This window comes from Bradyrhizobium sp. S69, assembly GCF_009766005.1.
GTDB lineage: Bacteria > Pseudomonadota > Alphaproteobacteria > Rhizobiales > Xanthobacteraceae > Bradyrhizobium.
Genome location: NZ_LMUK01000026.1, coordinates 1 through 24,930 on the forward strand (window position 1 = coordinate 1; position 24,930 = coordinate 24,930).

The window sequence follows — 24,930 nt, forward strand, 5'->3', positions numbered from 1 at the left end:
GGGCGGCACCGGCGTTATCGATAACTTTCTCTCGGTCTTCACCAATTATATCGATTCTGGATTCGGGTTGCTCAGCGGTGAGGTGGCATTCCTCGCTACAACGCTAGCAGCGATCGATATCACTCTCGCGGCGATATTCTGGAGCTGGGCTGCGGACGAAGACATCATTGCCCGGCTAGCGAAGAAGACGCTGTTCGTCGGCGTGTTCGCCTATTTGATCGGCAACTGGAATAATCTGGCCCGCATCGTCTTCGAGAGTTTTGCCGGGCTTGGCCTCAAGGCATCCGGTACCGGCATGTCCACCTCGGATTTCCTGAGCCCTGGCCGGGTCGCGCAGGTGGGGATCGATGCCGGCCGTCCGATCCTCGATTCGATCTCCGGCTTAATGGGCTACATCAGCTTTTTCGAGAATTTCGTGCAGATCGTGGTGCTGCTGTTCGCCTGGATTGTGGTGCTGCTGGCTTTCTTTATCCTGGCGATCCAGCTCTTCGTCACCCTGATCGAGTTCAAGCTGACCACGCTCGCTGGCTTCGTGCTGATCCCGTTCGGGCTGTTCGGCAAGACGGCGTTCGCCGCAGAGCGGGTGCTCGGCAATGTCATCTCGTCGGGTGTCAAGGTTCTGGTCCTCGCCGTCATCGTCGGTATCGGTTCGACTTTATTCTCCCAGTTTACAGCGGGATTCGGCGGCAATCAGCCGACCATCGAAAGTGCCATGTCGATGGTGCTGGCGGCGCTCTCTCTGTTGGGTCTGGGCATTTTCGGCCCCGGTATCGCCAACGGCATTGTCTCCGGAGGTCCGCAACTCGGCGCCGGCGCCGCAATCGGTACAGGTGTCGCTGCGGGTGGCGTGGTTGCCGCGGGCGTGGCTGGTGTCGGGCTCGCTGCGGGAACAGCAGGTGGAGCACTTGCCGGTGTGGCCCGAGGCAGCGCGTCAGTTGTAGCTGCCGCTTCAAATACCGCCAGCCCTCTCCCTCGTACTGCAGGTGTAATGTCGAGTGCGGTTACGCAAGGGCAGGGTGCAGCTTCCAGCGGGTCGCCTTCTGCCAGCGGGCCGCCACCGTGGGCAACGCGCATGAAGCGCGCGCAGACCATGAGCCATGGCGCCTCCGCGGCAACCCATTCCGTTCGTTCCGCCGATCATGCGGGTGGCGGTGCGTCCGTCGATCTCTCCGAAGGTGAAAGCTGATGTTCAAACGACCCTCCGTTCGCTACGGGCGTACGCCCGAACCCGAAACCCCCTATCAGAAAGCGGCGCAAGTCTGGGATGAGCGCATCGGCTCTGCCCGCGTTCAAGCCAAGAACTGGCGATTGATGGCGTTTGGCTGTCTGATGCTATCCGGCGGTCTTGCGTCAGGTCTGGTTTGGCAATCTCTTCGCGGCACGGTGACGCCCTGGGTGGTCCAGGTCGACCATCTCGGTCAGGCCCAGGCCGTGGCGCCGGCCGACGGCAGCTATCAGCCGACTGATCCGGAGATTGCGTTCCACCTGGCGCGGTTTATCGAGGACGTACGCGGATTGCCAGCCGACGGCATCGTGCTGCGCCAGGACTGGCTGCGCGCTTACGACTTCACCACGGATCGTGGCGCGGCAGCGCTCAACGATTATGCGCGGACCAACGATCCCTTTGCCAATCTGGGCAAGCTGCAGATCTCCATCGAGGTCACCAGCGTCATCCGCGCTTCACCGATCTCGTTCCGCGTCGCCTGGATCCAGCGCTCTTACGAGAACGGTAGCCTGAGCGCAACCGAGCGCTGGACCGCGATCCTCACCGTCATAATCGATACGCCGCGCGATGCCGATCGTCTGCGCAAAAATCCTCTCGGGGTCTACGTCAACGCCATCAACTGGTCGAAGGAGCTGGGGCAATGAGATCATCTTCCATTCGCAAAACCGCATTGCCGGTTCTGCTTTTTTCGGTTTGCGCGCTTGCCGGCTGCGCTGTTCCGTTAAAGCCTCCGCCAGCGATCTCCTATGACGACGCGGAGCCGGCCGTGCAACTCGCCGATCCGCCCAAGCCGGTCGAGGTCGTCGAACTACCAAAGCTGTTGCCGCTTCCTGGGCAACTCAAGCCGGTGCACGGCGCGCCTTCGAAGCCGGAGTCTGGCGATCCCCGTAAACGGGTGGAGAAGGCCAATGCCGCAGCCCGGGTACAGCCGACCCGCAATGGCTACATCAACGCAGTGCAGGTCTATCCGTTCTCGTCGGGCGCGCTGTATCAGGTTTATGCCGCGCCAGGACAAGTGACTGACGTCGCCCTTCAGGAAGGCGAACAGCTTGTCGGCTCTGGCCCGGTCGCGGCCGGAGATACGGTGCGATGGATCATCGGCGACACCGAGAGCGGGGCAGGTCCGACCAAGCGCATTCATATCCTGGTTAAACCGACACGGCCCGACCTCGTCTCTAATCTCGTGATTAATACCGATCGCCGAACTTACCTCTTGGAGCTCCGCTCCGCAGAGAAGACCTATATGGCATCAGTTTCCTGGCAATATGCGCAGGACCAACTGATCGCGCTACGCCGTCAGAACGCGAGTGCCGAGGCTGCAACGCCAATTGTTGAGGGCGTCGATATCTCGCGCCTGCGGTTCCGCTATGCGATTGAAGGCGACAACCCGCCCTGGCGCCCGGTCTCTGCATTCGACGACGGGTCCAAAGTCTATATCGAGATGCCCAGCGGGATTGCGCAGGGAGAGGCGCCGCCATTGTTCGTTATCGGGCCGGAGGGGGATGGTCAGCTCGTCAATTATCGCGTGAGGCAAAACTATTACATCGTGGACCGACTGTTCGCCGCGGCCGAGCTCCGTATGGGAGGTGAACATCAGCAGACCGTCCGCATCAGCCGCACCGATGGGAGGCTGCGGTGAGTCCAGGGCAGGAACCCGACATTCGACCGGGACGTGACAATGAGCCAGACCGGGTGGCATCGATGCGTTTGCGCGCGGAGCGCCCCCGCGTCACCAGGCTCTCCCGAAAGGTCCTGGCCGGCGGTGCTGCGATTGGATCGCTTGCAATCTGCGGTGCCGTACTTTGGGCGCTGCAGAACCATCGGTCGCGCACATCCGCGCCGTCAGAGCTCTACACCACCGATCATCACAATGTGGCGGACGGACTGAGCGGCCTTCCGCGAGACTATACCGGCGTGCCCCGCCGGGCCCCGCCGCTTGGACCCGCGCTACCCGGCGATCTTGGCCGTCCGATGCTGAACGCGCAAAATGCGCCTTCGACGATGGTACCTGCCGTCGATGCAGAGCAGCAACGCATCGGCCAGGAGAACGAAGCGGCTCGCCTGAGCAAGCTGTTTGCCTCGACCAGTATCCGTGAGTTGGCGTTGCCGTCAGTTCAAGCCGCTTCGACTGATTCCTCGACTGTCACCTCAAACCAGCCTGGTCAATCGGCGCCGGCTCAATCCTCAGCAGCCGACGAGACGCTCGCGCAGAACGGCCAGGACCGTAAACTTGCGTTCGTCAACGCATCGGTCGATCGCCGCACCACCAGCCCGGACAGGATCGCCACGCCAGCGTCGTCCTATGTAGTCCAGGCAGGCAATATTATTTCGGCGTCGTTGATTACCGGGATTCGCTCAGATCTCCCCGGGCAAATCACGGCTCAAGTGACTGAGAATGTCTACGACAGTCCAACCGGACGCTTCCTTCTTGTTCCGCAGGGAACACGACTCATCGGCGTTTATGACAGCCAGGTTTCGTTCGGCCAGTCGCGTGTACTGCTGGTATGGACACGCCTCATAATGCCGAACGGCCGCTCGATCGTACTGGAACGCCAGCCCGGTGCCGACACCGCAGGTTATGCCGGCCTCGAGGATGACGTCGACAACCACTGGGGTGCGTTGTTCAAGGCTGCACTGCTGTCGACGTTGCTTGGCGTTGGTAGTGAGCTCGGCGCCGGCTCTGATAGCGGTACAGGCAACAACGGGGGTCTCATTCAGGCGCTCCGGCTCGGAGCGAGCGATAGCCTGAACCAGACCGGGCAGAAAATCGTTCAGCGTAATCTGAATATACAACCAACGCTGACGATCAGGCCTGGTTTCCCGGTGCGCGTCATTGTCAATCGTGACCTCGTGCTCGAGCCTTACAAAGGGTGAGGACATAAACATGGCAAAGCTCAAGCTCGGCGCCATCGCTGACGACAAGCCGGTGAGGCTGACGGTTGAATTCCCCGCACCCGTGCATCGTGATCTTCTTGCATACGCCGAGGTACTTGCGCGCGAAATCGGACAGCCAATCCCGGATCCGCTGAAACTGGTCGCTCCTATGCTGGCGCGGTTCATGGCAACGGACCGGGCGTTCGTAAAAACGCGTCGCAGGAATCAAACGGCAGGTGAGGGGTAGCGCTCCTCCAACATCTTCAGAAAACTAGCCAGTGCGGGATTGTCATTGTCACTCCGCCAATGTGCCGAGTAGCCGACCCAGCTCGGACCCATCCCGTCGCGAAGTTCTCGATAGGTCAGACCAGAGAAATTGACATCAGTATCGGATTCTCTCACTAGGCTAACGCCGAATCCAGCTCCCACGAGGTGCATCATATTCCCTAAACTCATCTCATGAAAAAGCATTTTGGGCCGGTCTCCCGGTGAGGCGAGCTTGGTCAGGAGGATGTCTTGAATCTCGGGTCCCGGGTCACGGCGGCTAATCAGAAGCGTCTCATCCTTCAGATCGGTCCAATAGACGGTCTCGCCCCTAGTGAGTCGATGGCCTTTTGGCAAAGCAACCACAATGCGTTCGGTCCAAAGCGACATGATTCGGCTGTCGAGGAGCGGCGTTTGCCCCGTGACGATCACGACGTCTATCGCGCCATTGCGGAGAGCTGTGGTAAGACGTGTCCGCGAACTCTCAATCATGCGAACCTGTATTTGCGGAAATCGTTGGGCATGATCGATGATCATTGCGCGCAAATAGCCGGCCGAAAGGGACGTATAGAAACCGATCACGAGCCGCCCGAGTTCGCCGCGGCTGGCGCTATGCGCGCTCTCCATTAGCGTGTCCATCTGGTCGAGAATAGACCGGGCCATGCGAAGGAAGTCGTGTCCAGCTTGCGTGGCTCGTACTCCACCGCTCGACCGCTCGAAGACGATCAGTTCAATGCGCTCCTCAAGCTGGCGAATGCAGCGGCTCAACTTTGATTGCCGCAGTCGCAGAGCCTCGGCCGCTCGCCGGAAACTTCCGTGATCTGCGGCCGCTACGGCATATCGGAGATGGATAAGGTCGACAGCCGCCGTTAGCCGACGCACCGACGTATTCTTCGACTTGGAGACGCGATCCACGTGTTCCACCCTTGATTCGGTGCGGTTTAAGTTTGCGACGAAATTTGCGCGCGCGATTGTCGACCGCCCGGCCCAGGCGAAGCTAGGGCAGGTGTAGGGTCAGAGGGCGCCGCGGCCGAGCAGTGCGTGCAGCGCGGCCTGCCGCATGATGAAGATGATCGACTCCTCGTCCAAGCCCTTCTTGAGCATCGCAGCCGTGTTGAGCATGGAGAACACGCACTGGGTCAGCAGTCGTGCCTCGGGTTCGGACAGATCGGGCCGCAGCGGGATCATGACGGAGACCCACTCCTCGGCGTACAGCGCCATCTCGCGCCGGATTCGTCTGCGGTCGTGTTCGGGAAGAGCGTGCTCGTTCTTGGTGAAGATGAGCGTGCTCGGTGGTCCTTGCAGAATCAGCCGGATGTGGGACTCGACCATCTCCACGATGGCTGCCTCGGGTTCGGTCGTCGTCTCCCCGATCCGCCTTGCGGCCTCGTGCACGATCTGCGTCGGTTCCTCCAGAACCGCGATCAGGAGTGCCTGCTTGTTCTGGAAGTGGCGATAGAGCCCGGGACCGCTGATCCCGGCGCGCGCAGAGATCATCTCGACGGTGACCGCGTCGTAGGAGTGATGCAGGAAGAACTCGGCGGCGACCGCGATCAACTGCTCGCGTCGCCGGCTCCTGGATGTGCGCTTGATCGGTAGTGGCTGGATGCTCATCGGGACGAACCGTACCGCGCGGCGGGCGCGAGGCAACCCGCTATCCTTCGCGCCCGCGTGATCCGTCCCAGGCTCAGCGAACGCATCATATAAACATCTCTTTTCATCCTAATGTAAATCATTCCTAACTTTCTGCGTCGCTGCCGGATCGCGAATGCGACCTTCTTAGCATCTTGTATTACGCATTTTCCCTCATGGCCACTACCTATGTAATAGGCATTTTTGGCGTAAATGGCGTTCTGCAGACCCGGGCATTCGGAAGCCGTTGACAAAACGGGGCGCGAGGTCCAATGTTAATTCAGATTAACATTGGGGCCTAAGGAGACACAACGCATGCGGTTCATCCTCTTTAGCGAGGGAGAGACCCATCCGGGACACACCCACGCGCAGCGCTATCGCGAGCTCATCGACGAGGTGATCTTGGCGGAGAAGGTCGGATTCGACGCGTTCGGGTGCTCCGAACAGCACGTCGCAATCGGCACGGCCGCGACCTCCGCCCCCGAAGTAATTTTCCCGTACCTGATGGCGCTGACCAGCAGGATTCAGTTCATCCATCTGATCACGCCGCTGCCCTTGAGGATCAATCACGCGCTGCGAGTCGCGGAGCGACTGGCGACCGAGGACATCCTGTCCAACGGCCGCGTCGCGCTCGGCGTCGGCCGCGGAAACACCACCCTCGCACTGCGCGCCTTCGAGGTCTCCCCCGAGGAAACGAAGTCACAGCAAATGGAGGGCATCGAGGTCATCCGCCGAGCCCTGTCGAACGACATCTTCTCTTTCGTCGGTGAGCACTACAAGATCCCGCCGCGCAGCCTGGTTCCCAAGCACGTGCAGCAGCCCTATCCGCCGATCCTGATGGCGACCGGAAGCATGGATTCGGTTGCCGCCGCGGCGCGGATGGGCATCGGCGCCATGATGGGTGGTGGCTACGGCGGGTTCGGCTCCCTGCAGAGGATGGCCGACCTCTACGACAAGGAACTGGCGAGCGCCGAGCACGTGTACCCCGTGCAGGCGCAGAAGGTTGCGGTCGTGTCCGGCGGGATGCACTGCGCCGAAACGACTGAGGAGGCGGAGCGGTGGGCGACCACCCTGACCGACAGTGTCCTCTTGTCCATAGACGCCTACGAGCGGCTGTCGAAGCTGTCTGCCGACTACGGCTCCATGGAAAAGGTCGGAAATATCGACTTCAGAAACCAGCGCTACCTGTTCGATGAGTCGGCCAGCTTCATCGTCGGAGATCCGAAGGCCTGCATCGCGCAGGTCCAGCGGTTCGTCGACATGGGCCTCGACGCGATCGCGATGCGCGTCGACGGCCTCCCGCACCGGGAGTTGATGAAATCCATCGAGCTGTTCGGCAACTACGTCATCCCGACGTTCAAAAACCCAAGGTCGATCGTGCGGAGGTCAGAAGAGATTCTCGCCGACATCCGGGCCGCTCGCCCCGCCCACTACGCTGAGGTCGAGGCCTACCAACGCGCCGCCGTGAAGACTGACAAGGCCGCCACCAAGAAAGCCGACGAGAGCGTCCGTGACCCTGCGGCTTCGGCCTGACGCCTACTCGAACAACTGGAGACTAAAATGAGCGACAAAAAATACGAAGGCTTACTCGTAGAGATACGTCCGAACGGTGTGGCGGTAATAACAATGAATCGGCCTGAAATCCTTAATGCCATCAGTTGGCCGATGCACGCCGCACTGGAACAGGTATTCGTAGACCTCGATAATAATCGGGCCGTGAAGGCTATCGTTCTTACCGGCGCTGGTCGCGGCTTCTGCTCAGGCGGCGATCAGAACTCGCTCGATCTGGGCGGGCATAAAATATCGCCGACGCGCTCGGGCCGACACCTCATTAGGAACATCCTTGAGGTAGAGTCACCCGTCATCGCCGCCGTGAACGGCGCGGCGGTCGGGTTAGGCGCTACGCTCGCCCTGTTTTGCGATGTAATCTTTGCCCAGCCGAGCGCTCGTTTCGCCGATACGCATGTCACGGCCGGTGTCGTCGCCGGCGACGGCGGCGCTGTAATGTGGCCGCTTCTTCTGGGCTCGGCGCGGGCCAAACATTACTTGATGACCGGTGAATTCATTTCGGCGGAAGACGCGGCGGCTGCGGGGATGATCAACAGGGTCGTGCCGGAAGGTACTGTTCTTGAGTATGCGATCGGATATGCCGAATTGCTCGCGAGCGGTCCTCGTGAAGCGATCATCTGGACGAAGTACAGCGTCAATAAGATGATCAAGGAACAGGTACATCTCAATCTCGACACCGCGATTGCGCTCGAGGCGCTCACGTTCAACAGCCCCGAGCGGAAAGAGGCCGTCGCGGCCTTTCGGGAGAAGCGCAAGCGCTTCGCAGAAGGCAAAAGCTGACGTGCTCGTTGCGATGGAGCGACATCCAGCGCCGGTGATCGCCGCCGTCAACGGCGACTTCGTCGGCGTCGGCGTGGAGTACGCGGTCTTTGCGGACGCGGTGCTCGCGGCGCCTCACGCCCGGTTCGGATTCCCTGAGATCAGACAGAGACGCATTCGATGACGGCCCCATGCGCGCGACACGAGAGCGAGACGGCTGCCGGGCTGCGTACGGCCGACCACGACGGCGTCGTGGTCGCAACGCTCGACAGGCCTCCGGCCAACGCCTTGAACCGTCCACTGCTGCTCGCCATGACGGCGCTGTTCCGAGACCGTGGCGAGAGCGACCCGGGGCCCGTGGTGATCACTGGCGCCGGGGAACGGTTCTTCTGCGCCGGCGGCGACATCAAGGAGGTGGATGGAGCCGCCGCCGAACCGATCGACGACCGGATGCGGGGATTCCACAACCTGCTCGTCGCGATGGACCGATATCCAGCCCCGGTGATCGCCGCCGTCAACGGCGACTGCGTCGGCGGCGGCGTGGAGTACGCGCTCTTCGCCGACGCGGTGCTCGCGGCGCCTCACGCCCGGTTCGGATTCCCCGAGATCAGGCACGGCCTTTTGCCTGCGGACAAGGGCATCCAGCGCCTCATCCGACTGATCGGGATGCGGGCCGCGCGTGACCTGCTGCTGAGCGGTGAACTCATCGGCGCGGACCAGGCGGCACGGATGGGTCTCGTCGACGCCATCGTCGAGCCGGACCGACTCGTGGCGGAGGCGCTCGACCGGGCCCGCGAGGCGGGTCGACGAGCGCCAATCCTCTATGCGGCGCTCAAGCATGCCGTCAACGACTACGACGACATCGAGGACCAACAGCGAGCCGAAACGACGCTCGCTAAGGCGGTCTCCTTCTTCAACGACCCCGTGGCCCGGAGCCTCCGTGAAGGATGGAGACAGGGCCGGGCGTCGTCTCGGCCCGCTGACGAACGGCCGCCAGCACTGAACACCACACCCCACGCAGGCCCGGTAGGCCTACTTCACGAATCGGAGCGATGATCATGGTCACAAATCCCGTCCCCACAGCCGCTGCCCGCACACGGCAGGTGCCAGTGCTGAGCGGCGTCACCGACAGCGGCGTCGCCAACTTCGAGGCCGTCGAGCGAACCTTCGCCGAGATGGTGCAGGACCGAGCGGAGTTCGAACCCGAGGAGGTCGCGTTCTGTCACTGGGACGGGACGCGCGCGATCCCGACCACGTGGGCGCAGTACGCCTCGGCCGTGCGCGAGGTCGCGCTCGGCCTGGCAGCCCTCAACGTCGCGCGCGGGGACAGGGTTGCCATCATGGCGCCAGGCCGGGGCGAGTGGGTCATAACGGCGCTCGGCATCCTGTCGGCTGGGGCGATCCCGGTGGGCGTCTACCCCATGAGCTCCGCTGCGGAAGTGAGGCAGCTGGTCAGGCACAGCGAGGCCGTCGCCATGGTCGTCGGGGACGACGCCGACGTCGCAAAGGTTGCCGCAGTCGCCCCCGAGCTTCCGGCGCTACGGGCCGTGATCAGCTTCGACGGCGCCCCGTCGGGGCTGCCCAAAACGGTGGTCAGCAAGACATGGGCCGACCTGCGCGAGAGCGGTCGAGCCCACGACGCAGCCAACCCGTCACTATTCGACGAACTCCTCGACGAAGGGGACATCGATCAGTCGGCGGCCTTGTTCTACACCTCCGGCTCCACCGGAGCCCCCAAGGGGGTCATCCACACCCACCGTACCCTACAGTACTCCGTCCTCGGGGCCGCCGTGCTCAACCCGGAGTTGACCACCATCCGGCGAGACTCGGTCAGCTTCCTGGGCTTATCCCATGTCTCTCCGGCCCTGTCCGGCGTCTTCACGCCGATCATGACCCGGGCGGTGGTGACCTTCTGCCGCATGGACCAGCTCTCCGAGGCCCTCCGCGGCGTACGTCCTACGGGGATCGTCTGGCCGCCGCGGCTGCACGAGAAGCTGCTCAGCGTGGCGCTGGCCGCAATTAAGGAGACGCCGGCATCGTTCCAGAAGTCCTACGAGGACGCGATGTTGGTGGCTCGAGAGGTCGCCGCCGCGCGCCGGCGCGGCGACGTTGTGCCTGCCGAGCTGCAAGCACGCTACGACCAGGCCCAGGAGCAGGTGTTCCTGCCCCTGCGCGCGAAGTTGGGCATGGACCGCGTCAACGTCGCTTGGACCGCGTCGGGAGCGATGGCCCCCGAGGTGCATGCCCTGTGGCAGATGTGGGGTCTGGATTTGCGCGAGCTGTACGGCACCACCGAGACCGCCGGCTGGGTCCTCGCGCAGTGGGACCGCGCCTTCCCGCCCCCTGGGACCGTGGGCAAGGCCATGCCCGACCCGCGATTCGCGATCAAAACCAGCAGCGAGGGCGAACTGCTGGTGAAGGGGCCCCTGCTGTTCAGCGGCTACTGGAACAACCCCGAGGCGACCGCGGAAGTGATGGACGGGGAGTGGTACCGCACCGGCGACCTCGTCGAGATCGACGCCTCCGGCGAGGTCAAGCTCATCGGTCGGGCCAAGGACATCATCGTCACCAACGGCGGCAAGACCATCAGCCCGCAGCCCATCGAGATGCGCCTCAAGGCCAGTCCCCTCGTCGAGGAGGCCGTGGTCGTCGGCGACGGCCGCAAGTACCTCACCGTCCTCATCTGGCCGACCGAGAAGGGCAGCAGGCTCGACAGGGATGCACTGCAGGAGGGTCTGCGAGCCTGGATCGAGGAGCTCAACACCGAGTTCGCGCGCCCCCTCCAGCTCAAGGACTTCCGTATCGCGCCCCGTGCGCTCTCGCCCGGCGCGGGTGAGCTCACTGCCAAGGGCACGATCCGTCGGGCTGCGGTGCTCACCTCGTTCAGCGCACTCGTGGATGAGATGTACAGCGCCGCGGAGCACACCGAGTTCGCTCGCCAGGCGGGGCTCCAGGGTTGAGGAGGAATGTGAGATGAAGCATCCCGGGCGGCCGCGGGAGCTGCGGATCGAGCACATGACCAGCGCGGAGATAGCCGAGGCGATCGCTGCCGGCGCCCGAACGACGATCCTTCCACTGGGCGCGATAGAGCAGCACGGACCCCATCTCCCGCTGTCGGTGGACAGCGATCACGCCGACGCTCTCGCGCTCCGCATCGCCCACCGGCTTGGCGCTGCACTGGTCCTGCCTACGATCAGGGTCGGGTACTCGCCCCACCACCTTAGCTTCGCCGGCAGCCTCTCGGTGCGTCCCTCCACCCTGGAGGCGATCTGCCTGGACTACTGCAGCAGCTTGGCCGCGCACGGGTTCAGCCGCGTCGTCCTCTTCTCCGGCCACATCGGCAACTACCCGATCATGCGCGACTTCGAGCCGCGGCTGGCAGCGGCGCTCACCCCGGCGCTCCAGGTCATCGTCTATGGAAACAGTGCCGCGATCCTCGACGCGTGGCGGAAGTCCGCGCAGTCGGTCGCTGGTCTGGGAAGCCACGTCGGCGGTCACGCAGACGTGGCGGAGACTTCGGTGATGCTCGTCCTGCACCCCGAGAAGGTTCGGGCCGACCGGGCGGCGGCGGGGTACCTGGGCACGGTCGACGAGGAGTTCCTGCGTCGGGCGTTCGTCGAGGGCATCGACGCGGTCTCGCCCAACGGTGTCCTTGGCGATCCCACCGGGTGTTCGAAGGCGATCGGCCACGCCGCGTTAGATGCCGTGACCGATCTCGTCGTCGATTACGCCACCGCGCACGGAGCGTGAGTCGCATGCCATCCATGAGCCAGCAGATGGACAGCAGGATGCTGCGCGACGCCTTCGGCGCGTTCCCGACGGGCGTGGTGGCCGTGGCGGCGCAGGTCGACGGCAGGCTAGTGGGTCTCGCGGCCTCCTCGTTCACCTCGGTCTCTCTCGAACCCCCGCTGGTGTCATTCTCTGTCGCGAAAGGCTCGACCACGTGGCCGGAGCTGCGCCGAGCCGAGCACCTCGGCGTCACCGTGCTCGCCGAGGACCACGGCGCATTGTGCCGCCAGCTCGCCGGACCTGCCCAGGAGCGGTTCACCGGCGTTGCCTTCGAGATCACCGACAGCGGTGCGGTGATGCTCACCGAGGGGATCGCCCAATATGACTGCACTGTCCGCGAGGAGTTGGAGGCGGGCGATCACGTCATCGTCCTGCTCAAACTCCATGCCGTCGTCGTCCATAGCCGCGGGCAGCCCCTCATCTTCCACCGCAGCGAGTTCGGAAGGCTCGCGTAGTTACGGAGCCAGGGCACGTATGACGGCCTCTTCACACCCCGTTGAGATAAACAAGCTGAGGAAAGGAAATTGCGAATGAGGAACGGAATTCTGCATCTGGCCACGGCAACGGCGCTGACCCTGGCGCTGTCGATGTCTGCGGCTTATGCCCAGAAGAAATACGACCCGGGCGCCAGCGACACCGAGATCAAGGTCGGCCAGACCATGCCGTTTTCGGGACCGGCGTCGGCCTATGCCTCGATCGGCAAGACCGAGGCCGCCTATTTTAAGATGATCAACGACCAGGGCGGCATCAACGGCCGCAAGATCAATCTGATCCAGTATGACGACGCCTATTCGCCGCCGAAGGCGGTGGAGCAGGTGCGCAAACTCGTCGAGAGCGACGAGGTTCTCCTGACCTTCCAGATCATCGGCACGCCTTCAAACGCTGCCGTCCAGAAATATCTCAATTCCAGGAAGGTGCCGCAGCTGTTCGTGGCCGCCAGCGCCTTAAGATTCTCCGATCCGAAGAACTTTCCGTGGACCATGGGCTATGATCCGAACAACTTCGTCGAAGGGCGCATCTATGGCCAATACATCCTAAAGGAGTATCCGAACGCCAAGATCGGCGTGCTCTATCAGAACGACGATTTCGGCAAGGACTATCTGAACGGCATTAAATCGGCGCTCGGCGACAAGGCCGCGAAGATGATCGTGACCGAAGCGTCCTACGAGGTGACTGATCCCACGGTCGACTCGCAAATCCTCAGGATCAAGGATTCTGGCGCCGGCCTGTTCTTCAGTGCCACCACGCCGAAGCAGGCTGCGCAGGCGATCAAGAAAATCGCCGAGAGCGATTGGCATCCGGTGCAGATCGTCAGTTTGAAGGCTACTTCGGTCGGCAGCGTCCTGAAACCGGCCGGGCTTGAAAACAGCAAGGGCATCATCAGTAGCAATTACGGCAAGGAACCGCTCGATCCGCAATGGGCGGACGACCCGGGTGTAAAGCGCTATTTCGCCTTCATGGAGAAGTATTATCCGGACGGAGACAAGGGCTCGAACTTCAACACCTATGGCTACAGCGTCGCGCAGCTTCTGGTCCACGTACTCGAGCAGTGCGGCAACGACCTGACGCGCGAGAACGTTATGAAGCAGGCGACCTCGCTCAAGGATTTCGAAGCTGACTTCGCGCTACCCGGGATCAAAATCAACACCTCGCCTACCGACTACCACATCCACAAGCAGTTCAAGATGATGCGGTTTAACGGCGATCGCTGGGAGCTGTTCGGCCCGATCCTGGAGGACGCTGGTCCGGCGGGTTAGTTGCTGAGATCTGATATCCAATCGGCGGCCTGCGGGCCGCCGATTTTCTTTTGGAGGCGTCTACGTCGGGATCTCCCCAAAGGTCTTGCCGACCGGCAGCACCGCGTGCCGGATCAGGCGCGAATCCTCGACCCCAGCCTGACGATGCTTCACCGCCTCCCGGTAGACGGGATCGCGGATCATCTCGACGAAGGCGGCGACGCTTGGCGCCCGTTCGTCGCAGGTGTGAAGGCTCAATCGCCGGGTCAGTTTTCTTAGTCCGCTGATACGATTGACCACGAATTCGGTTCATCGACGATCACAAATGTGGACCGGAACCGGCTCAGCGGCGTATGATTTTCTTGAGGATTTCGGTAAGTGTTCGAAATTCTTCCCGGGTCAAGGGAGCGAACGTCTCGCTTGAAATCTCAGCGATAGTCTCAACCGCGGCGTCCGCTACTCGTCTGCCCTTGTCGGTCAGATCGATCTCCCGCCGCCGCGGATCTAAAGGATCCTCGTAGCTCTTGATCAAGCCACGTGATTTGAGGCGAGTAATAACGCCGGTGATCGTGGCTGAGTCATAGTGAATCAGTCGCCCCAAATGGTTTTGGGAACAAGGTCCGACCTCCCTCAATTTCGCCAGCGTTGAGAATTGGGGACCCGTTAATTCTTCAACCATCTTCGCGGCAAAGATAGCCGTGTGAGTACGGAGCGCGACGCGCAACAAGAAGCCCGGTGCGTCATCCAGCCTGTATGACTGTACAGCTTCTTTCGGCTTTTCCACCGAGCGCCGCTTCGTTTTCGTTTGCACGACTTTCGTCCCCTTGCCGTATGTTGCCACAATTCATCTGAGAAAAATTTGACTGGTCGGCTCCGAAGTCCACGGCGCCGATCATTTGTCTACATTTGTTGAACTCAGGAATCCATCTTTGTCGGTTAGAGCTTATCGTTCCACCGCCGGGCTGAGTTGATCCGGCACTGGCTGCCCTTTTCCTGGCCCCTCGGTCGTCTGGGTCCCCGAAATCTACCGCCTTGAGAACTGAAACCCGTGCGGCGGTCAACATTTGGCCGCAAGCCGTTTGTCGGAGCGCCCTCAAGTTACGGCGCAGGGCACATCATGGTAGATGTGCACGAGCACAGCACTTGCATACGAGTGATAAACGTCATAATGTCCGCAGATCGCCTAGGAGGCACCACAGGTACCATCGGCTTCACGGATGTCGGCAACTGACAACATGAGTTCCGTTCGACCCGACCTGATCGAGAAGGTCACAGGGCGCGCCGAATACATCACCGACCTGACGGTCCCGGATATGCTGCACGGCTTTGTGGTTCGCTCGCCGGCCGTTCATGCCCGCATCGCTTCGATCGACACGAGCGCCGCCCGTTCGATGGACGGCGTCGTGGACGTGCTTATCGGCGAGGATGTCGCCTCGTTCGGCTGCTGGGGCGTCGTGCTCAAAGACCGGCCGATCATCGCCATCGACCGCGTGCGCTATGTAGGCGAGCCGGTTGCCATCGTGATCGCGGAGACGATTGAGATCGCGGAGAACGCCGCCGAGCGGGTCGATGTCGGTTACGAGGAGCTTCCGCGGGCAGCGACTATACAGAAAGCCATGGCGGACGGCGCGCCGCTGATCCACGAACACCACGAAAATCTTCAGGACTTCTATTTCAAGGGTGGCGCCAAGCCGACGCAAGGCAGCAACATCTTCCACACCTACCGCAACAATGTCGGCGACGTTGACGCCGCCGAGGCGGCCGCTGCCTACGTTCATGAGGATCACTTCACGTTTCCAGCCATCTCTCACTTTGCGATGGAGCCGCACGCGGTCATCGCGGACTTCAAGGGCGATTCCCTCACGGTCTGGGCCGGTGCGCAGACGCCGACCGCGGTTCAAAAGGTGCTGTCGCGCCTATTCGGTCTGCAGTTGGCCAAGGTCCGCGTGATCGTCCCTTTCGTCGGCGGCGGCTTCGGCGGCAAGGCCTCGGTGAAGATCGAGCCGCTGGTTGCGGGAGCTTCGTGGAAGGTGCAGCGCCCTGTCCGCGTGGCCCAATCCATTTCCGATTCGATGCTGACCTGCCGAAGGCTCGGGGCCGAGGTCACGATTCGCACGGCCGTGGACGCAAAGGGGCGAATCCTCGCCAAGAGCGCCAAACTGCTACTCGATGGCGGCGCCTATTCCGACACGGGCTCGGCTGTCGCGACCAAATCAGCCAATCGCATCATCGGCCCCTATGCGGTGCCGAACCTGCGCCTCGAGGCCTCGGCCATTTACACCAATACCGTGCCCGGCGCCGCCTTCCGTTCAATCGGCGGGCCGCAGGCTGTGTGGGCGAAAGAATCCCATATGGACAATGTCGCTGCGGCCATCGGCATGGATCCGGCCGAGTTCCGGTTGAAGAACCTCGCGGCCCGTGGTGAGCGCACGCGGCCCGATCTGCGTGCGCTCGACATGGACATGAGTGAGCTGATGGGCCGTGTGACCCAGTCGTTCGCATCGGAGTCGCAAGCTTCGAACCGGCGGTCTCGCGGAATGGCGGTCGCCGCGACCGATCCGGCGAACACGCCGATCGCCAACGCGATCGTCCGTCTCAAGATCGATGGATCGATCCTGGTTTCGGTCTCCAGCATCGAAGTCGGCCAGGGCGCGCATGCAACCATGGCCCGGATCGCCGCGCAGACGCTGAAGCAGCCGTTTTCCGCAGTCAGCACGTTGCGCACCGATACGGCCGTCGCCCCTTACGACTGGGGCACGGGCGCGAGCCGATCGACCGTCGTGGTTGGCCTGTCCGTCGAGAACGCGGCGCTCGATGCCGCCGATCAGATCCTCGACATGGTCGTGGATGTCTGGGAGCTGCCCAAAGAGAGTCTGTCGCTCGTTGAGGGCGGCGTTTCTACCGGGTCGGAGGTTCTGACCTTCCATCAGATTTTCCACCGCACGCTGGGCGTCGACTCCGGGGAGGTCGTCGGGCGCGGCGCGATCACGCCGCGCTCGAAGAAAGGCGCGCTGGCCGAGTCACCGCTGTTCTGGGAGACGTCCGCTGGCCTCGCGGAAATCGTCGTCGATGAGGACACCGGCGAGATTCACGTGCCCCGTTACGCGAGCGCCGCCGACGTCGGGCGCGTGATCGATCGCGTCGCCGCCGAAGGGCAGGACGAGGGCGCTGCCGCCATGGGCTTCGGACACGCGCTCTACGAACAGCTTGAATTCGAGGACGGTCAGCCCGTCAACGCGACGCCGATCGACTACACGATCCCGCGCATTTCGGACGTGCCGCCGGTATTCGACACCATCCTGGTCGAGAACGGCGACGGGCCGGGTCCGGGCGGCGCCAAGGGAATGGGTGAAGGAGCAATCCTGCCCGTCGCGCCGGCGATCGCCAATGCGCTGTTCTCGGCCTACGGCATCCGAATTACCGATCTTCCCATGACGCCTGAAAAGGTGTGGCGCGCCTTGCAGAAGAGGAAGTGAATTCATGGAATTCAATATGTCAATGGTGGTGCCAGCGACGCCAGAGGATCTCTGGAAGACGTTGATCGACGTGCCCAGCATCTCGTCCTGCATTCCCGGATGCGAGAACGTCGAAGAGATCGCGCGGCTGGAATCCTACAAGGCGATGGTCAAGCAGAAGATCGGTCCTTTCAAGGTCGAAGTGCCGGCCGAGATCCTTGTCGAGTCGATGACGGAGCCGTCTCACGTCCGCACCCGTGCCACGGGCCGCGACAAATTCACCGGGACCAGGCTCGCGGTCATCCTGGACGTCAGCGTGGTCCCGGAAGGCTCGGGCTCCAAGTTGACCGTCGACGCGAAGGTCGACATCCAAGGACGCCTGGCAACCATGGGGCTCGGCGTCATCAAACGCCGCGTTGACCAGAATTTCGAGGAATTCGAGACGCGGCTCAAGAGCCTTCTAGGCGCCGCCTGATCATGCTGCCGACACCCTTCGAATTTGAGCGAGCATCCACCATCGCCGACGCCGTCAGTGCAGTCGGGCAGGAGGGCGACGGCATGTTCTATTCCGGCGGCACCGAATTGCTGCTGGCGATGAAGATGCGCGTCATCCATACCGAGCGGCTTGTCGACATCAAGGGAATCCCCGGCCTCGACCGCATCGTCCTGAACGATGCGAACGAGCTGGAAATCGGCTCCCGGTGTACGCACATGAAGATCGCGGGCGATTCCGTCATTCGCGAACACGTGCCGGCGCTGGCTTCGCTCTGTGCCAACGTGGCGAACGTCCGGGTCCGCAGCGTCGGAACAATCGGCGGCAATCTGTGCTTCGGCGAGCCGCATGCCGATCCGCCAACGTTGCTCGGGGCGCTGGATGCGCGGCTGGTGCTTCAAGGTCCGAACGGCACCCGCTCTGTTCACGCCGACGATTTCATCCGCAGCGAGCTGGAAACGGTGCGCGAACCGGACGAATTGATGATCGTCATCATATTTCCGCGTCCGACCGGCCCGATTACCTATCGCCGGTTCAAGCATGGCGAACGGCCTTCCGTAAATGTCGGAATGGTCTGGTCGATGGAGGCCGGTGCTCATTCGATCAAATCCGCGCGTGTGCGCGTTGGCGCCCTCGGATCGAGGCCGCAGCCCCTGAAAGCCGTCGAAGGCGTGCTGAAGGGACTGCCCGTCCATGACGCGCACAGGGCGATCCAGTCCGTGCTTGCGCAGGCGTTGGACGAACTCGACGTCAACGAGGACCGGCACGGCAGTGCGGACTACAAGCGGCATCTGGCAGGCGTTCTGCTGCTGCGAAACGCCGAAGAGGCGGTCGCGATGCGGGGGCGCGCCACATGACGAATCTACATCCCGTTTCGTTCTCGTTGAACGGACAGCCGGTCGAGATAGAGATTCCCGCCCATACGCTGTTGATTGATCTCATCCGAGATCGCTTCGGCCTGAAGGGCACTAAGCGGTCCTGTGACATGGAAGTGTGCGGCGCCTGCACCATGCTCCTCGATGGCGACCCGATTTCGAGCTGCACGACGCTCGCCGTCGATGTCGATGGGAAGGAGATCACGACCATCGAGGGCGTCACGCCACCGAATGGCCTCTCGCGGATCCAGAATGCGTTCGTGCTCCACGGCGGCCTTCAATGCGGCTTCTGCACGCCCGGCTTCATCATGGCGGTCACCGCGCTGCTTAAGGCGAATCCGCATCCGACCGACGAGGAAATTCGCCACTACCTGCACGGTAATCTTTGCCGTTGTACCGGATACATCAAGATTTTCGAGGCCGTAAAGAGCCTTGCCGCCGAGCAAGTTTCCGAGGACGCCGCCTTACCCGTCGCGCGGCAGCGCAATTTTCGTTTGGAGACATCATGAGCATCCACCACGTCAGTAAATCAAGTGTCCTCATTGCCGGCGCAGGCATCGGTGGCTTGGCGATGGCGCTGTCGCTGCTTCGTCGCGGCATCGATTGTGACGTATTCGAGCAAGCGTCCGAGCTGCGCGAGGTGGGAGCTGGCCTTTGGGTCTCCATGAACGGAGTGCGTGTTCTCAGGGATCTTGGCCTCACCGAGCAGGTGGAGCAGAACTGCATTGCCGCCGAGCGACGCTCAATCAGGCTCTGGAACACCGGCGACCGGTGGCCCCTGTACGATCGCAACTCCGACGCGGCGCGCAACCAGCCTTATTTGCTGCTACGCGCTCACTTGCTGAAGATACTTGTTGACGGCGTGCGGCAGTTGAAGCCGGGCGCCATCCATTTGAACGCTCGCGTTGTCGGGTTCAGTCAGGACGACGAAAGGGTTCAGGCCAAGCTCGCAGACGGCTCCGAAGTCGAAGGGCACGCACTGATCGGCGCCGACGGTGCTCACTCAAAGGTCCGTCTTGGCCTCATCGGCGATGTCGACAGCCACTACACCAAGGCTATCGCCTGGCGAGGCCTCGTGCCGGTCGACCGACTTGCACCGCACCAGCGCGAAGCCGAGGTGGCAACATGGATTGGGCCCACCGCGCATGTCACGGCCTACCCGGTCCGCGGGCAGAACACGGTGATGATGACCTTTTCGGGCCAGGTCGACCATAACGATTGGCTTCTCGAATCCTGGTCGGAGAATGGTTCGGTCGAGGAATGCCTAAAGGACTTCGAAGGTTGGCATCCGGACATCGTCCATTTGGTCAAGAACGTCGATACCCTGAACAAATGGGGCCTGTTCGTGCGGCCGTCGCTGGCTACGTGGTCGAAGGGGCGTGTTACCCTGCTCGGTGACGCCTGCCATTCGATGCTGCCGTACCTCGGGCAGGGCGTGAACATGGCGCTGGAGGATGCATCAGTCCTCGCCCGTTGCTTCGATGAGAATCCCAACGACGTCGCGGCGGTATTCGAGACATATCAGGGTCTCCGGCTCGACCGCACCAGCAAGGTCGTGAAGTCCGCGGCCGATATGCTGCCGATCTTCCATAACAAGGCGTTGTGCAAGACGGAGACGGCGGGTGACTACATCAAGACACAGTGGTCATCGCAAGCAACAGCCGCACGCTACGACTGGATCTACCAGTACGACGCGACCACCATTCCTCTTCACTCCGCCGATGAACATGACTGGAGCGAGCAATGACTGCCATAAAGCAGCCGTGGGATGATGTACTGCCTGTGGAGGAGCGCGAGACGTATGCGCTCGCAGGGTTGGGTGGCGCGGCTGGATTTGGCAAACGACCTGCACTTCTCGTCATCGATGTGCAGTACCGCTCGGTCGGCGACAGGCCGATGCCGATCCGCGAGGCGATCAAGCAATATCCCACGAGCTGCGGCGAAGCCGGTTGGCATGCCATCGCACATATCGCGGAATTGACGCGGTTATTTCGCGAGAAGAACTGGCCGGTGATTTTTCCGCATGTCGCGCGGAAGGTGAACCAGGATCGAGGTGCGTTCTCGGCAAAGATCCCGGGTATCATGCGGATCCCGCCCGAGGGTTATGATTTCGTGCGCGAGGTGACGCCGAAGCCCGGCGAGTTGCTCCTGCCGAAGACACAGGCCAGCGCGTTCTTCGGTACTCCGCTTGCGACGTATCTGATAGGTGCCGGCGTCGATTCGCTGGTAGTGACGGGTTGCACGACCAGCGGTTGCGTGCGGGCTTCGGTCGTGGATGCGTGCGCGCTGAACTTCAAATCACTTGTGCCGAGCGACGCAGTCTACGACCGCTCGCCTACGTCACACGCTGTCAACCTGTTTGATATCGCCAGCAAGTACGCAGACGTGGTGCCGACGGCAGCGGCAATCGAGCGCCTTCGTCCGCTCTCGGAGTTCCGTACAGAGGATCAGCTGACGTGAGCCGCGCTCCAGCATCCGGATTTCTGTATGGGGCACATGTGCGCGCGAACGGGATCCGTCAGCATTATCTGCGTTTCGGCGGTACGGGACCCGCTATCGTGATTGTGCCGGGCATATCGACGGCTGCGGCGCAATGGGCGTTCATCGCCGAGCGCTTGTGCATCGGATACGACGTATACGTGCTCGATGTCCGCGGCCGCGGCCTGTCCGAAAGTGGCCCCCATCTCAATTACTCTCTCGACGCATGTGCATCCGATCTCGTCTCGTTCGCCGAAGCGCTTGGGCTTGGTCCGTACACACTGATGGGCCACTCAATGGGCGGTCGCATCGGCATACGTGCCGCACGCTGGCGGCCATCGTCTGTTGAACAGCTGATATTGATCGATCCACCGGTCTCTGGTCCGGGACGCCGGGCCTATCCGATTCCGATCGAACCCCTTCTCAAATTGCTTCATAGCGCAAAACTTGGCGAGATCGACGCATTGCTGCGAAGCCCTTCTGCGCCCCGATGGCCTGAGCAGCACATCCGCACCAAGGCCGAGTGGATGCATACCTGCGACGAGCGCGCGCTCGTCGAAGGTCACAAGGGCTTTCATCACGATGACATTCATCGCGACCTTGCCCAACTCAGTGGTCCCACATCGCTCATCGTCGCGGGACGGGGTGACGTCATTCGACCCGAAGATCAAAGGGAAATTCTCCGATTGCTGCCGTCGATTGTGGTCAAGACGTTGGAAGGCGCGGGTCATCAGATGCAGATCGACGATACGGAGGGCTTTCTTTCGATCGTTCAGGAATTTCTAACGCGACCCCGCGATCGGTTGGACGGCGGCGTACCCACCCTCGATAAACAGGAGATCGGCAAAGATGTCTCGACAACGCGTTGATGTTGAAATGCTTGAGCTGTTCAAGGCCGAGCTTGCTCTATGCAAGGTGAAGGAGGGGGAAGTCGTCGCAGTCTTGAGCGGTGGCGAGGATCAACCGGAATATGCCCAGACGTTCATGTTGGCCGCGCAAAGCCTCGGCGCAACAACCTTTCATCTCAACGTCCCCAAATACGGTCAAGGCAAAGTTGCAGGCCTGCAGGGTCGCCATGCGCTCACCGGCAACCAGCCGGCGATCGATACGCTCAAACGCGTGGATATGGTGATCGATCTTCTGGGTTTGCTGTTCTCCCGCGAGCAAGCTGAAATACAGGAGGCCGGCACGCGCATTTTGCGGGTGATGGAGCCGTTCCACATTCTCAAGAAGATGTTCCCGACAGAAGATCTGCGTCGTCGAACTGAGCTCTCGCGAACTCTGCTGCAGTCCGCCAGCAAAATGCGAATCACGTCGTCCGGCGGAACAGATGTAACCTACGGCCTGAAGCAATATCCGGTCATTTCCGAGTACGGCTATACGGACGAGCCGGGGCGGTGGGATCACTTCCCATCTGGGTTTGCTTTCACGCAGGCCACGGATGGCGATGTCAACGGCACAGTCGTTCTGATGCCTGGCGACATCCTCTGCGCTTTCAAGCGATACATCCAATCGCCGGTTACGCTCACCGTAAAGGATGGTTACATCGTCGACCTCAAGGGCGAGGGTACCGACGCGCTCCTCATCAAAAACTATATCGACAGTTTCGGCGATCCGCGCGGGTGGGCGATCTCGCATATCGGCTGGGGTTCGAACGAGCGCGCCACCTGGCACCACATTGCCGCCTCCCAGCAACTCTCGTCCGAACACATCATGAATGCCCTTTCCTTCTACGGGAATGTCCTGTTCTCGACAGGCCCGAATACGGAGCTTGGAGGCACGAACGACACGCCTTGCCATCTCGACATCCCGCTTCGGGACTGCAGCCTCTGGCTCGACGATCTGCATATCCTCGATAGAGGTGAATTTGCTTATCCAGAGTTGAAAGCGCCCGGCCACTAGCCTCGCGCATCAAGCCAGATGGCCTGGAGTCGCATTGGAGACTCCTAATCACGCGGCAAGCGTTTCGGCAACGTCCATCACTTCCGGTCCTTTCAATGGAAACACATCCTATGTCGACAACCTTCTCGAGTTCGGAAGACTATACCGCGGGGCAGCGGTACTCGATCATGCTCTCAGCCATGTTGGGCTACATACTCGATTTCTACGACGTTCTGATATTCCCGTTTCTCTTGCCCGCAATTCAACGGTCGATGTCGCTCTCGCTGACGGAAGTTGGTTCGCTGCAAGCCCTTACATTGTTCGGATCGGCGATCGGCGGAGCGCTATTTGGCATCATCGGCGATCGACTTGGCCGAAAGACCTCGCTTCAGCTGACAATCGCATTGTTTTCGGTTGCCGCTATCATGTCGGCGTTCGCGTGGAATTTCTGGTCTCTTGCATTGTTGCGGCTCATAACCGGCATCGGTCTTGGCGGCGAGTACGGCGTTGGCATGGTGCTCTTTAACGAGGCTTGGAAAAAGAGCAGCCGCGGCTTTGGCGCGGCGGCCCTTCAAGGCTGTGCTGTGATCGCATCTTCCACGGCTTCAATCGTCGGCATCTGGCTGATTGCGACGTTTAGCGACGAATGGAGTTGGCGAATCGGCTTGCTAACCGGCGGCGTACCCATTCTGCTCATTATTTTTATCCGCTTCTTCATGCCTGAATCGAAGATCTGGCTAGAGTATGAAGCTCAACGGAAGGCCGGCCGAGTCACTGCGGAAGCCCGTACACTTCCCCTCGCAGATCTATTCCGCAACGGGCTTGCACGGCAGACCGTCATCGCCTTTGTGTGGCTGATGAGCTACATGCTCTGCTACTACAGCATCGTCTCCTTCATTCCGACCCTGCTGCTGCGGGACATGCACACCCCTGGTGATGTCGTTCGCACGACCGCCGTGTTGCTCTCCGTAGTCAGCGGCATCTGTTATCTCGCGAATGGCTTCTTCAATGATAGGGCTGGCCGCCGCTTCGGAGCTCTTGTGCCCGCGCTGTTTTGGATCGGGTCTTTGGTCGGTATGGCCCTGTGGGGCGGCCAGCTCTACGCCGGATCGAAGATCGAGTGGCCGATGTTTTGGCTCTATATCGTCTTCGGCATAGGCAACGTTGCTCTGGGCGTGACCGGTGTCTGGATCTCAGAGCTCTATCCGGTCAACCTACGGGCAACCGCGGTGTCGTCGTTCTATATGGGCGGTCGGGGGCTTGGCAGTATTGCACCTGTGATTGTGCCTCTTGCGGCCGCCCACTTCGGCGGAAGCCTGCTCAACGGTATGGTGGCCGTGGCCCTTCCCGCCGCGACTGTCTTCATTATCGCCTCTCTTTTGCTTCCCGAGACCCTCGGTCGCGATCTGTCCGTAAAGGGGTTTAAGGTCGACACGCGGCACCGGCGACCTTAGGTATGCGCGCTGCTCTTTACCGCCGACGCCGGGGAGATCGCCGAATTTGGCGCGGGTAGCACGGTGAAAGGAGGCCTCGATGGAAGATGAGCGCGCGGCGCCGGGAGAACGACCGGATTTGGAACGTCTGGATTTTGCCGGACTGACCGAGCGGGACACGAACGAGGTCAGAAACGCGATCGCGCGTGGGGAAAACTTCCATGGCTACATCCCGGCGGAGAGCCTCGGCTTCATCATCCGCAATTATCGGATACTCGCCCCAATGGGAGCTCTCGAGGCGGCATGGTTGGACGCCTGCGGCGCGACAATCAAGATGGGAATCCGTATTGCCGCATCCGAGATTGTTCCCGAAGGTCGGTTCGTTGCCTCATTCAAAATGTTGCCCTTGGCCGTAGCGCTGTTCGAAGCAAGCCGCTCGCGAAGCGCGCTTTCCAATGCGCTGTAGC

The 24,930-nt window shown here is 61.6% G+C and carries 26 protein-coding genes and 1 pseudogene; 23 read left to right on the forward strand and 4 right to left on the reverse strand.

Annotation, left to right across the window (positions count from 1 at the left end; translation table 11 throughout):
• The 5 genes from trbL to GSQ88_RS10360 form a co-directional block, all read left to right on the forward strand.
• The coding region (gene trbL / locus GSQ88_RS10340; protein WP_159007648.1) for a P-type conjugative transfer protein TrbL at nucleotides 1–1,186 on the forward strand (1,186 nt) is incomplete at its 5' end.
• Nucleotides 1,186–1,869 carry a conjugal transfer protein TrbF gene (trbF, locus tag GSQ88_RS10345; RefSeq protein WP_159007649.1) on the forward strand — a complete coding sequence of 228 codons (684 nt, stop codon included), beginning with the start codon at nucleotides 1,186–1,188 and terminating at the stop codon, nucleotides 1,867–1,869. The genes trbL and trbF, both read left to right, overlap by 1 nt.
• A complete protein-coding gene (gene trbG / locus GSQ88_RS10350; RefSeq protein ID WP_159007650.1) occupies nucleotides 1,866–2,864 on the forward strand; it encodes a P-type conjugative transfer protein TrbG in 999 nt (332 codons plus the stop codon). Before trbF ends, trbG begins: the two co-directional genes overlap by 4 nt.
• A gap of 62 nt (nucleotides 2,865–2,926) precedes the next feature.
• On the forward strand, nucleotides 2,927–4,099 hold the full coding sequence (locus tag GSQ88_RS10355; protein WP_159007651.1) for a TraB/TrbI/VirB10 family type IV secretion system protein: 1,173 nt from the start codon (nucleotides 2,927–2,929) through the stop codon (nucleotides 4,097–4,099).
• A gap of 10 nt (nucleotides 4,100–4,109) precedes the next feature.
• Entirely contained in the window at nucleotides 4,110–4,346 is a 237-nt protein-coding gene (locus GSQ88_RS10360; protein WP_159007652.1) for a DUF2274 domain-containing protein, read from the forward strand.
• Here the strand turns inward: GSQ88_RS10360 and GSQ88_RS10365 are convergent.
• Together GSQ88_RS10365 and GSQ88_RS10370 are read right to left on the reverse strand one after the other, a co-directional pair.
• Nucleotides 4,325–5,278 (reverse strand): LysR family transcriptional regulator, encoded by a 954-nt coding sequence (locus tag GSQ88_RS10365; RefSeq protein WP_246735211.1) that lies wholly within the window; start codon nucleotides 5,276–5,278, stop codon nucleotides 4,325–4,327. The two genes, GSQ88_RS10360 and GSQ88_RS10365, sit on opposite strands and share 22 nt — an antisense overlap.
• Before the next feature lie 99 nt (nucleotides 5,279–5,377).
• Nucleotides 5,378–5,977 (reverse strand): TetR/AcrR family transcriptional regulator, encoded by a 600-nt coding sequence (locus GSQ88_RS10370; RefSeq protein WP_159007653.1) that lies wholly within the window; start codon nucleotides 5,975–5,977, stop codon nucleotides 5,378–5,380.
• A gap of 333 nt (nucleotides 5,978–6,310) precedes the next feature.
• Between GSQ88_RS10370 and GSQ88_RS10375 the strand changes: the two genes are divergently transcribed.
• The 8 genes from GSQ88_RS10375 to GSQ88_RS10410 all read left to right on the forward strand — a co-directional run bounded on the left by GSQ88_RS10375 (nucleotide 6,311) and on the right by GSQ88_RS10410 (nucleotide 13,869).
• Entirely contained in the window at nucleotides 6,311–7,528 is a 1,218-nt protein-coding gene (locus GSQ88_RS10375; protein ID WP_159007654.1) for an LLM class flavin-dependent oxidoreductase, read from the forward strand.
• Nucleotides 7,529–7,555: 27 nt separating this feature from the next.
• Nucleotides 7,556–8,344: an enoyl-CoA hydratase/isomerase family protein gene (locus GSQ88_RS10380; RefSeq protein ID WP_159007655.1), complete on the forward strand. Its 789-nt coding sequence runs from the start codon at nucleotides 7,556–7,558 to the stop codon at nucleotides 8,342–8,344.
• A gap of 13 nt (nucleotides 8,345–8,357) precedes the next feature.
• Entirely contained in the window at nucleotides 8,358–8,507 is a 150-nt protein-coding gene (locus GSQ88_RS10385; protein WP_246735212.1) for an enoyl-CoA hydratase-related protein, read from the forward strand.
• Nucleotides 8,504–9,379 carry an enoyl-CoA hydratase/isomerase family protein gene (locus GSQ88_RS10390; protein ID WP_159007656.1) on the forward strand — a complete coding sequence of 292 codons (876 nt, stop codon included), beginning with the start codon at nucleotides 8,504–8,506 and terminating at the stop codon, nucleotides 9,377–9,379. Before GSQ88_RS10385 ends, GSQ88_RS10390 begins: the two co-directional genes overlap by 4 nt.
• Nucleotides 9,376–11,283, forward strand: coding sequence for an AMP-dependent synthetase/ligase (locus tag GSQ88_RS10395; protein WP_159007657.1), 1,908 nt, complete (start codon nucleotides 9,376–9,378; stop codon nucleotides 11,281–11,283). The genes GSQ88_RS10390 and GSQ88_RS10395 overlap by 4 nt, the downstream gene beginning before the upstream one ends.
• A 13-nt stretch (nucleotides 11,284–11,296) precedes the next feature.
• Entirely contained in the window at nucleotides 11,297–12,073 is a 777-nt protein-coding gene (locus GSQ88_RS10400; RefSeq protein ID WP_159007658.1) for a creatininase family protein, read from the forward strand.
• 14 nt (nucleotides 12,074–12,087) lie between these two features.
• Nucleotides 12,088–12,567, forward strand: coding sequence for a flavin reductase family protein (locus tag GSQ88_RS10405; RefSeq protein WP_159007659.1), 480 nt, complete (start codon nucleotides 12,088–12,090; stop codon nucleotides 12,565–12,567).
• A 75-nt stretch (nucleotides 12,568–12,642) separates the two neighbouring features.
• Nucleotides 12,643–13,869, forward strand: coding sequence for an ABC transporter substrate-binding protein (locus GSQ88_RS10410; RefSeq protein ID WP_159007660.1), 1,227 nt, complete (start codon nucleotides 12,643–12,645; stop codon nucleotides 13,867–13,869).
• Nucleotides 13,870–13,929: 60 nt separating this feature from the next.
• Here the strand turns inward: GSQ88_RS10410 and GSQ88_RS10415 are convergent.
• Nucleotides 13,930–14,076, reverse strand: a pseudogene (locus GSQ88_RS10415) (DUF1330 domain-containing protein); the annotation flags it as partial.
• 115 nt (nucleotides 14,077–14,191) lie between these two features.
• The gene (locus tag GSQ88_RS10420; protein WP_159007661.1) at nucleotides 14,192–14,659 is read right to left on the reverse strand and encodes a MarR family winged helix-turn-helix transcriptional regulator; all 468 of its coding nucleotides are present in this window, start codon (nucleotides 14,657–14,659) and stop codon (nucleotides 14,192–14,194) included.
• Between the two features lie 406 nt (nucleotides 14,660–15,065).
• Between GSQ88_RS10420 and GSQ88_RS10425 the strand changes: the two genes are divergently transcribed.
• From GSQ88_RS10425 to GSQ88_RS10470, 10 genes are all read left to right on the forward strand, one after another.
• Nucleotides 15,066–17,324, forward strand: coding sequence for a xanthine dehydrogenase family protein molybdopterin-binding subunit (locus tag GSQ88_RS10425; protein ID WP_159007662.1), 2,259 nt, complete (start codon nucleotides 15,066–15,068; stop codon nucleotides 17,322–17,324).
• Between the two features lie 4 nt (nucleotides 17,325–17,328).
• Nucleotides 17,329–17,778, forward strand: a complete 450-nt coding sequence (locus GSQ88_RS10430; protein ID WP_159007663.1) for an SRPBCC family protein — start codon at nucleotides 17,329–17,331, stop codon at nucleotides 17,776–17,778.
• A gap of 2 nt (nucleotides 17,779–17,780) precedes the next feature.
• Complete coding sequence (locus GSQ88_RS10435; RefSeq protein WP_159007664.1) at nucleotides 17,781–18,653, forward strand: FAD binding domain-containing protein; 873 nt, start codon at nucleotides 17,781–17,783, stop codon at nucleotides 18,651–18,653.
• Nucleotides 18,650–19,180: a (2Fe-2S)-binding protein gene (locus GSQ88_RS10440; RefSeq protein WP_159007665.1), complete on the forward strand. Its 531-nt coding sequence runs from the start codon at nucleotides 18,650–18,652 to the stop codon at nucleotides 19,178–19,180. The genes GSQ88_RS10435 and GSQ88_RS10440 overlap by 4 nt, the downstream gene beginning before the upstream one ends.
• A complete protein-coding gene (locus GSQ88_RS10445) occupies nucleotides 19,177–20,418 on the forward strand; it encodes an FAD-dependent monooxygenase (protein ID WP_159007666.1) in 1,242 nt (413 codons plus the stop codon). The genes GSQ88_RS10440 and GSQ88_RS10445 overlap by 4 nt, the downstream gene beginning before the upstream one ends.
• Nucleotides 20,415–21,131: an isochorismatase family protein gene (locus GSQ88_RS10450; protein WP_159007667.1), complete on the forward strand. Its 717-nt coding sequence runs from the start codon at nucleotides 20,415–20,417 to the stop codon at nucleotides 21,129–21,131. The genes GSQ88_RS10445 and GSQ88_RS10450 overlap by 4 nt, the downstream gene beginning before the upstream one ends.
• Nucleotides 21,128–22,018, forward strand: coding sequence for an alpha/beta fold hydrolase (locus GSQ88_RS10455; RefSeq protein ID WP_159007668.1), 891 nt, complete (start codon nucleotides 21,128–21,130; stop codon nucleotides 22,016–22,018). The genes GSQ88_RS10450 and GSQ88_RS10455 overlap by 4 nt, the downstream gene beginning before the upstream one ends.
• Complete coding sequence (locus GSQ88_RS10460; RefSeq protein ID WP_159007669.1) at nucleotides 21,999–23,051, forward strand: 2,5-dihydroxypyridine 5,6-dioxygenase NicX family protein; 1,053 nt, start codon at nucleotides 21,999–22,001, stop codon at nucleotides 23,049–23,051. Before GSQ88_RS10455 ends, GSQ88_RS10460 begins: the two co-directional genes overlap by 20 nt.
• Before the next feature lie 110 nt (nucleotides 23,052–23,161).
• Nucleotides 23,162–24,484, forward strand: coding sequence for an MFS transporter (locus GSQ88_RS10465; RefSeq protein WP_159007670.1), 1,323 nt, complete (start codon nucleotides 23,162–23,164; stop codon nucleotides 24,482–24,484).
• Nucleotides 24,485–24,563: 79 nt separating this feature from the next.
• Nucleotides 24,564–24,929, forward strand: a complete 366-nt coding sequence (locus GSQ88_RS10470) for a hypothetical protein (RefSeq protein ID WP_159007671.1) — start codon at nucleotides 24,564–24,566, stop codon at nucleotides 24,927–24,929.
• Nucleotide 24,930: the final 1 nt, after the last annotated feature.

Coding starts and splice junctions, on each gene's coding strand:
- GSQ88_RS10390 (WP_159007656.1), top strand. CDS start 8,504: ATGACGGCCCCATGCGCGCGACACGAGAGCGAGACGGCTGCCGGGCTG.
- trbG (WP_159007650.1), top strand. CDS start 1,866: ATGAGATCATCTTCCATTCGCAAAACCGCATTGCCGGTTCTGCTTTTT.
- GSQ88_RS10355 (WP_159007651.1), top strand. CDS start 2,927: ATGCGTTTGCGCGCGGAGCGCCCCCGCGTCACCAGGCTCTCCCGAAAG.
- GSQ88_RS10400 (WP_159007658.1), top strand. CDS start 11,297: ATGAAGCATCCCGGGCGGCCGCGGGAGCTGCGGATCGAGCACATGACC.
- GSQ88_RS10410 (WP_159007660.1), top strand. CDS start 12,643: ATGAGGAACGGAATTCTGCATCTGGCCACGGCAACGGCGCTGACCCTG.
- GSQ88_RS10375 (WP_159007654.1), top strand. CDS start 6,311: ATGCGGTTCATCCTCTTTAGCGAGGGAGAGACCCATCCGGGACACACC.
- trbF (WP_159007649.1), top strand. CDS start 1,186: ATGTTCAAACGACCCTCCGTTCGCTACGGGCGTACGCCCGAACCCGAA.
- GSQ88_RS10465 (WP_159007670.1), top strand. CDS start 23,162: ATGTCGACAACCTTCTCGAGTTCGGAAGACTATACCGCGGGGCAGCGG.
- GSQ88_RS10430 (WP_159007663.1), top strand. CDS start 17,329: ATGGAATTCAATATGTCAATGGTGGTGCCAGCGACGCCAGAGGATCTC.
- GSQ88_RS10425 (WP_159007662.1), top strand. CDS start 15,066: ATGTCGGCAACTGACAACATGAGTTCCGTTCGACCCGACCTGATCGAG.
- GSQ88_RS10440 (WP_159007665.1), top strand. CDS start 18,650: ATGACGAATCTACATCCCGTTTCGTTCTCGTTGAACGGACAGCCGGTC.
- GSQ88_RS10445 (WP_159007666.1), top strand. CDS start 19,177: ATGAGCATCCACCACGTCAGTAAATCAAGTGTCCTCATTGCCGGCGCA.
- GSQ88_RS10435 (WP_159007664.1), top strand. CDS start 17,781: ATGCTGCCGACACCCTTCGAATTTGAGCGAGCATCCACCATCGCCGAC.
- GSQ88_RS10460 (WP_159007669.1), top strand. CDS start 21,999: ATGTCTCGACAACGCGTTGATGTTGAAATGCTTGAGCTGTTCAAGGCC.
- GSQ88_RS10470 (WP_159007671.1), top strand. CDS start 24,564: ATGGAAGATGAGCGCGCGGCGCCGGGAGAACGACCGGATTTGGAACGT.
- GSQ88_RS10395 (WP_159007657.1), top strand. CDS start 9,376: ATGATCATGGTCACAAATCCCGTCCCCACAGCCGCTGCCCGCACACGG.
- GSQ88_RS10385 (WP_246735212.1), top strand. CDS start 8,358: ATGGAGCGACATCCAGCGCCGGTGATCGCCGCCGTCAACGGCGACTTC.
- GSQ88_RS10405 (WP_159007659.1), top strand. CDS start 12,088: ATGAGCCAGCAGATGGACAGCAGGATGCTGCGCGACGCCTTCGGCGCG.
- GSQ88_RS10450 (WP_159007667.1), top strand. CDS start 20,415: ATGACTGCCATAAAGCAGCCGTGGGATGATGTACTGCCTGTGGAGGAG.
- GSQ88_RS10370 (WP_159007653.1), bottom strand. CDS start 5,977: ATGAGCATCCAGCCACTACCGATCAAGCGCACATCCAGGAGCCGGCGA.
- GSQ88_RS10380 (WP_159007655.1), top strand. CDS start 7,556: ATGAGCGACAAAAAATACGAAGGCTTACTCGTAGAGATACGTCCGAAC.
- GSQ88_RS10360 (WP_159007652.1), top strand. CDS start 4,110: ATGGCAAAGCTCAAGCTCGGCGCCATCGCTGACGACAAGCCGGTGAGG.